We start from the raw sequence: 6000 nt of genomic DNA, 5'->3' as shown, positions 1-6000 counted from the left end.
ATATGAATGGTTTAATTAGGCAATATTTACCTAAAGGGATTGATTTAAATCAGGCAGATCAGCATTATTTAAATCAAGTTGCCATGTCACTGAATACTCGTCCTAGAAAAGCGTTAGATTGGCTTACACCATTAGAGAAATTTGCTCAGCTTGTTGATTATCATAAGACTTTTCAAACTGTCGCACCCCATGTTTGAATTCGCCCACCAACTGGTCTTGCTCACGACGCACAATCAAAATCATTTTGGCATGGGTTTTATAACCCACAATGCCATACACCACCACCGCGCCTGCCTCTTGTAAGACGTTAGCAACCATAATATTGGATTCTTCATCAAAACGTGCGCGCAGCTCAATCACGGCAGTGACTTCTTTACCATTGCGCGCGGCTTCTGCCAGTACCTGCACAATTTCAGAATCTGGGCCACTGCGATACAGCGTTTGCTTAATCGCCAACACATTTGGGTCTTTCGCCGCTTCTTTGAGTAAATTAATCACGGGCTGAAAAGAGTCAAATGGATGATGCAGTAACACATCCTGCTTTTTCAAAATCTCAAACATCGGCTTTTGCTTGCGAAATATTTTAGGAATCACAGGTGCAAAAGGGGCATATTTCAATTCAGGTCGGTCAAAACTACTGGTCAGACGCGACAGATTAATCGGCCCGCTAATCCGATATAGCTGCTGTTCATCTAAATCAAACTCGCTGAGCAAATAATCAATAATATCTTGCGGGCAATCATCTTCAATTTCTAAACGTACTGCACGCCCAAAACGACGTGAGGATAGTTCATCTTTTAAGGCGACTGCCAAATCATCAACATCTTCGGCCAAAATCAGGTCGGCATTGCGGGTCACCCGAAACGCATAGCAACCTGTGGCTTTCATGCCTGGGAATAGATCATTGATATGTTGTTGAATAATCGCAGTCAGGAAAATGTGTTCTGTTGCACTGCCTGCCACTTCTATTGGCAAATTGATTAAACGTGGCAAGGAGCGTGGCGCAGGCACAATCGCCATTTCAATTTCACGGCCAAAGGCATCTTTGCCTTGTAAGCTGACAATAAAATTCAGACTTTTATTGACCAAACGTGGAAATGGATGCGATGGGTCAAGGCTGATTGGCGTTAAAACAGGCTGTACCTGACGGGCAAAATAATCGGCAATCCACGCTTTATGTTTATCCAAAATGTCATGATATTGAATAAAGTGAATTCCTAAACTTTGCAGCTGCGGCAAAATGGCATAGTTTAAGGTGTCGTATTGCTGCTTCACCGCCTGATGCACTTTATCAGACAGTTCTGCCAAGACCTGTTCGGTCGGAATGGCATCTGGGGTACGGGTAATGGCATTCAAATCGAGTTGCTTCATTAAACCTGCAACGCGGATTTCAAAAAACTCATCTAAATTACGTGAAAAAATAATTAAAAAGTTCAACCGTTCTAAAATGGGTAAATCAGGGTCTAATGCTTGCGCCAAGACCCGACGGTTAAACTCAATTAAGGAAAGTTCACGATTAAAATAAGTATCAGATGAATGCTGAAAGTGTTCCATATCTTCTCTATGCTGCTTTGGGACAGTCTGCTTATTTCGCCTCTGTGCAGGCATGGTAGGTAGAGATTATGACAATCATGTTACACCCACAACCAATTGCAGAACATTTCGTTAGGATAAGGTCAATCTAAAAATTTGATTTTGTATGTTTTATCTTACATTCAATACATTTTTATAGCAAAACAGCACTTTTAGTGACTTCTTTTATCTTAAACCATGTATCTGACATTAATTTAAAATATCTGCACTTTGAATCCGCTGCACACCATGTGCCAGCATTTGTTGCCATGCTTGTTCTAAAGAGCCATTTAAATCAATCGCTTTGGTGGCATCTTCAATCACGTAGGTACTAAAACCCAACTCACAGGCATCTATCGCTGTCCAAGCCACACAAAAGTCGGTAGCTATGCCCACAATATAAACTGTATCAATTTCACGGGCTTTTAAATAGGCCGCCAAACCTGTGGTGGTTTTGCGGTCTGCTTCCATAAAGGCAGAATAACTGTCTATTTGCTCATGGAAACCTTTGCGAATAATCAATTGTGCTTTAGGCAAATCTAGGTCTGGGTGTAATTCGGCATCGAGTGTGCCCTGTACACAATGTACAGGCCACAACACTTGCTCGCCATAACCGAGTTGAATTTGCTCATAGTCCTGTTTGCCTGCATGATTGGCAGCAAAGGACACATGCGTTGCAGGATGCCAGTCTTGGGTGATCACAATGTTCTGAAACACACGCCCCAGCGCATTAATGCAGGGAATAATTTGATCAGCATCAGCAACCGCCAAATTACCTCCTGGACAAAAACCATTTTGCACATCGACCACAATTAAGGCACTATTCAGCTGCTGCATGCTGTTTCCTTTCCCATCCTAAATGCTGCTCTCAGCATAGCTGAAATTTAAGTCTGAGTGGTTTCACTTTGATAAAAATAAAAAGAACCATTTTCAGCACAATATTGATAGCTCTGTAGCTGCAACAATAAATGCCTTACAAAACGTGGATAGATTTTGGCTTTGCGTGCAGTGGCAGCATGAAAATAAAAATAAGGCAGTGGATGCCGAGTTAAATAAGTGACCAAATGCTGTCGGGTTAAACGCATCACCTGAAAGGCATCAATATCTGCGTTGACATCTTCATAAGTGGCTTGATCGGCAAATGCCAACCATGCGTTTTGTTTTGGAGAAGTTCTTGCTGCACGAAAACGGCGTTTCAATTCTAAAACAAATTCATATTCAATCAGATACAGCGAAAATTGTTGTTGATTCAACTGAAATTCTGCAATTAATTTTTTCTGCTTCAAATAATGCTCTTATCTTTACTGTTTTTTAGGTCTTATTATACCCTGCTTGCGTCATTGCCACCCAATAAATTAAGCAGCTTTGCGACAGTACTTGTCACACTTCATTCAAGTATTTTTGCTAAAAAATCAGCGATCAACATACAAAAAAAATAGCCTGCAGATGCAGGCTATTTGGTCTTTCAACTGTTCTCATCTTTTAAACAGTTGGAATACGACGTAGCAATAACCCACATCATCAAGGGAATCACAATAAATGGCAATAAACCACCCAAATAGATTGCGCAGCAAAATATAGCGAAAAAAATAATTCAGCTGCGTTTCTATCATTTTTTAAAAACACTACTATTTAGCTAGAAATTCTCACTATTTAAGAAGCCTGCATGATGTAGAGTAGACTTAAAAAGATATTAATCCTGGAAAGAAAAAATAAAAATATTCCAATTAAAACAATTAGATATAATCAACACAAGCTCTGAATTGAGCGTTTTTTATATAAACATTCCCTATTCAGCATTGTATTTCAAACTTAAGGCTAATAAAGCGCTGATGACCGCTGCGCTATACGGGTGAAATTTTGGGCATCAAGGAGAGGGTTATAATTTTAAAGAACAAACATCTGATCCTAAAATATTAAATTAGACAAAGTTTATGATTGCTTTGACGAAAGCATATTGTTCTGACACACTGAATCAGTCATAATTTAGCTAAGCATTATTTAATCAATTTGATTGAATTTTGACCCAAATCAAAATACTGCAACCATCCACATCTACTTTTCTACACCTCTGTGGATGGAAAAATAGGATCTTTTAAAAAAATGACTCAGCAAGCACAGACCATTCAAGGCTCAATTGTCGCAATTGTCACCCCAATGTTAGAAGATGGCAGCGTAGATTGGAAAGGTCTCGAGAAGCTGGTTGAGTGGCACATAGAACAAGGCACCAACAGTATTGTTGCTGTGGGTACAACAGGTGAAGCATCGACCTTAAGTATGGAAGAGCACACCAAAGTGATCGCAGAAATTATTCGCGTCGCAAATAAGCGTATTCCTGTCATTGCTGGTACTGGTGCAAACTCAACGCATGAAGCCATCGAACTGACCAAAGAAGCACAACAATTGGGCGCAGATGCAGCCTTATTAGTGACGCCTTATTATAATAAGCCAACGCAGGAAGGTTTATACCAGCACTATAAAGCAATTGCAGAAGCAGTTGATTTACCTATCATTTTATATAATGTACCAGGTCGTACTGGTGTAGATATGTCAAATGAAACGGTCATCCGTCTCGCTGACATCCCCAATATTGTAGGCGTAAAAGACGCAACGGGCGATGTGCCACGTGGTCAGCAATTATTGGCTGGCTTGGCAGGCAAAAACATGGTGGTGTACTCAGGCGATGACGCTACGGCATATCAATTGATGCTGCACGGTGCAAAAGGCAATATTTCTGTAACTGCCAATGTTGCACCAAAAGCCATGAGCCAAGTTTGCGCGGCTGCAATCGCAGGTGATGCTGTAGCTGCAGAGCAACAAAACAGTGCGATTGCAAATTTACACAATATTCTATTTTGTGAATCGAACCCAATTCCTGTGAAATGGGCACTTCATGAAATGGGATTAATTGGTACAGGAATTCGCCTGCCATTAACTCCGCTTGCAGAACAATATCGTGCACCGTTACGCGAAGCCCTTCAGGCTGCGGGTGTCATTCAATAAAAGAGCTTAGTATGATGCAATTACGTTTTGGTTTTATCGCCGCACTTTCAGTATTGAGTTTGGCTGGTTGTAGTTCTCTTGCCATCAATAATGGTTCATTGGACTATAAAGACGCCGCTACTTTAGCACCACTTCAATATCCGGAAGGTTCTGTGGTTCGACCTGCAACACCGTTGTATCCTGCACCAAGCGTTGACCCTTTAGCAACGGCAAATGCACCTAAGCTTGAAAATGCTCGTGGCAACCGTTTTGCGATGCCACGTCCTGAAGCCATGCAAGCCAGCAGCAACACAGTTCAAGACAGTACGCAAATTGGGCGTCCTCAACCTGTAGTTGACGGAAACCAAAATCCGTTGCTCAAAATTGATGGAAATTCTGCTACAATTTGGCAATACACACTTGCCACCCTCAGCAGTCTGAATTACAGCATTGTTGGTCAAAGTAAGAACCGTTACGAGGCAACCATTAAGGTCGATCAACAGATTTATGTCTTAAGATTGACCTCTGTCGGTTCGAGCAACAACCTAGCCGTATTCAATGCCGATAACAGCTTTGCAGATCAAGAAAAAGCTGCAGATCTGTTGGCCCAGATTTACCAAAATTGGCCAGCCTAGCCGTACTAGGCATTTTTTTTGAAAAAGGTTCCCTCATGTTAAAACAAACCTTGCTCTATACTGGTAAAGCAAAATCTGTTTATACCACAGACAGTGCAGACCACCTGATTTTAGTCTTTCGTGATGATGCCTCTGCGTTCAATGGCGAAAAAATCGAACAACTAGATCGTAAAGGTAAGGTGAACAACCGTTTTAACGCCTTTATCATGGAAAAATTGGCTGAAGCGGGTATCGAAACTCACTTTGAAAAACTACTTACACCAAACGAAGTATTGGTGAAGAAGTTAGATATGATTCCTGTAGAGTGCGTCATTCGTAACTACGCTGCAGGTTCACTCTGCCGTCGTTTAGGTGTAGAAGAAGGTAAAGAACTAACTCCACCTACCTTTGAATTGTTCTTTAAAGACGATGCGCTTGGCGACCCAATGGTAAACGAATCTCAAGCGATTGCTTTAGGTTGGGCCAATGCTGAACAATTGGCAAAAATGAAAGAATTAACTTACCAAGTCAACGATGTATTAAAAGCATTGTTTGACGCAGGTAACATGATTTTGGTCGACTTCAAACTTGAGTTTGGTGTATTCCACGACCGTATTGTATTGGGTGATGAGTTCTCTCCAGACGGTTGCCGTTTATGGGACAAAGACACCAAGAAAAAACTCGACAAAGACCGTTTCCGTCAAGGTTTAGGCGGTGTGGTTGAAGCTTATGAAGAAGTTGCTGCACGTTTGGGCATCGACTTAGACAATATCTAATTCAAGCTTTTCAATTTTGAAAGCTGAATTGCAAAAACCGAGCAATCTTGCTCGGT

5 protein-coding genes and 2 pseudogenes are annotated in these 6000 nt (G+C 41.3%); 4 read left to right on the top strand and 3 right to left on the bottom strand.

Features of this window, described 5'->3' with window-relative positions; translation table 11 throughout:
• Positions 1–197: pseudogene (locus B2W49_RS11820) on the top strand (IS30 family transposase); the annotation flags it as partial.
• A 7-nt stretch (positions 198–204) separates the two neighbouring features.
• Here the strand turns inward: B2W49_RS11820 and ppk1 are convergent.
• The 3 genes and pseudogenes from ppk1 to B2W49_RS11805 form a co-directional block, all read right to left on the bottom strand.
• Positions 205–1554 (bottom strand): annotated as a pseudogene (gene ppk1, locus B2W49_RS11815) (polyphosphate kinase 1); the annotation flags it as partial.
• Between the two features lie 228 nt (positions 1555–1782).
• On the bottom strand, positions 1783–2409 hold the full coding sequence (gene pncA / locus B2W49_RS11810) for a bifunctional nicotinamidase/pyrazinamidase (protein WP_096901493.1): 627 nt from the start codon (positions 2407–2409) through the stop codon (positions 1783–1785).
• Between the two features lie 47 nt (positions 2410–2456).
• Positions 2457–2858, bottom strand: a complete 402-nt coding sequence (locus B2W49_RS11805; protein WP_291341510.1) for a hypothetical protein — start codon at positions 2856–2858, stop codon at positions 2457–2459.
• 817 nt (positions 2859–3675) lie between these two features.
• On the opposite strand from B2W49_RS11805, the gene dapA reads away from it, so the two are divergent.
• Genes dapA through purC form a run of 3 tightly spaced genes read left to right on the top strand, consistent with a single transcriptional unit; the run spans position 3676 to position 5944 of the window.
• Positions 3676–4575 (top strand): 4-hydroxy-tetrahydrodipicolinate synthase, encoded by a 900-nt coding sequence (gene dapA / locus B2W49_RS11800; RefSeq protein ID WP_291341509.1) that lies wholly within the window; start codon positions 3676–3678, stop codon positions 4573–4575.
• Positions 4576–4589: 14 nt separating this feature from the next.
• A complete protein-coding gene (locus B2W49_RS11795) occupies positions 4590–5189 on the top strand; it encodes a hypothetical protein (RefSeq protein WP_026438344.1) in 600 nt (199 codons plus the stop codon).
• Positions 5190–5224: 35 nt separating this feature from the next.
• On the top strand, positions 5225–5944 hold the full coding sequence (purC, locus tag B2W49_RS11790; RefSeq protein ID WP_004974116.1) for a phosphoribosylaminoimidazolesuccinocarboxamide synthase: 720 nt from the start codon (positions 5225–5227) through the stop codon (positions 5942–5944).
• The last annotated feature ends 56 nt before the right edge of the window (positions 5945–6000 follow it).

It is taken from the genome of Acinetobacter sp. UBA801 (assembly GCA_002296655.1).
In the GTDB taxonomy this organism is placed as follows: Bacteria; Pseudomonadota; Gammaproteobacteria; order Pseudomonadales; family Moraxellaceae; genus Acinetobacter.
This window is presented reverse-complemented; position numbering and strand designations above follow the sequence as displayed.